Raw genomic sequence first — 402 nt, 5'->3', positions numbered from 1 at the left:
GCAGATCCTGCTGCTGCTGTTCGCGGCGGTCACGCTCGGCGGCCTCGGTACGGCGTTCGGGGCGCTGGTCGGCTCGCTGATCATCGGCCTGGTCGTCGAGCTGGCGCCGGTCTTCGGAGCGCCGGGCGACCTGAAGTACGCCTCCGCACTCGTGATCCTCATCCTGCTGCTCATGGTGCGCCCGCAGGGCCTCCTGGGACGCGCCGAGCGGGTCGGCTGAGGGCCGACAGGAAAGGTTCGACCACATGAGCACTGTCTCCGAGTCCATCCCGACACCGGACCAGGTCCAGGCGGGGGACACCCAGGCCGGGGTCTACGACCCCAACGACCCGCAAGGGCCGCCTCCCGAGCGACGGTTCCTGATCGGCGCCTCGATCTTCATCGGGTACTTCATCGTCATCC

General features: G+C 68.9%; 1 pseudogene. It reads left to right on the top strand.

Annotated elements, in window-relative coordinates:
• Window positions 1-220: pseudogene (locus tag K9U41_RS23580) on the top strand (branched-chain amino acid ABC transporter permease); the annotation flags it as partial.
• Window positions 221-402 lie beyond the last annotated feature (182 nt).

It is taken from the genome of Xanthobacter autotrophicus, assembly GCF_029991245.1.
Lineage (GTDB): Bacteria > Pseudomonadota > Alphaproteobacteria > Rhizobiales > Xanthobacteraceae > Xanthobacter > Xanthobacter autotrophicus_C.
Note: the sequence above shows the minus strand (reverse complement) of the source record. Positions and strands in the feature narration are given on the sequence as shown.